The sequence below is a fragment of the Arthrobacter sp. MDT2-34-1 genome (genome assembly GCF_059091365.1).
Map to the genome: position 1 here is coordinate 1 of NZ_JBNHGO010000144.1, position 459 is coordinate 459.

Below are 459 nucleotides of genomic sequence, written 5' to 3' on the forward strand. Positions count from 1 at the left end.
CGGTCAAGGCAGGCGCCGACGCCACGAGAAGGAATCCCCGTGCTCTGGCGGCCCAGGCCACAAGCGCCCCCGGCACCATGAATATCAGGGATGTCAGCACGAACAGCGGGACTACAGACGACCAGGACACAGAACCTTCCTCAAAACCTCACCAGCGAACGCTTCCCGCGCGGCACCGCCTGTGCCACAATCGTACGAAGCCCCTAGTCATCGTACAGAACGACGGCGGATCGTCGGTGGCCGCAACGCCGAGGCAGCGTAGCTGTCAGCCTGCGCGCAGGCGCTTGACCGCGTCCTTCACAGGGCCGTCGAAGACCACGTGGCCGTGGTTGAGCAGGACACCCCGGTCGCAGATCTGCGAGACGAGATCCAGGTCGTGGCTGACGACCACGAGGGTCTTGCCCGCAGCGGCAAGTTCCTTGATCTTGGCAAGGCACTTCTTTTGGAACGGTTCGACGC

At 63.8% G+C, this 459-nt stretch carries 1 pseudogene; it reads right to left on the minus strand.

Annotation, left to right across the window (positions count from 1 at the left end):
* Window positions 1-265 precede the first annotated feature (265 nt).
* A pseudogene (locus tag AC5RVV_RS18085) lies at window positions 266-459 on the minus strand (ABC transporter ATP-binding protein); the annotation flags it as partial.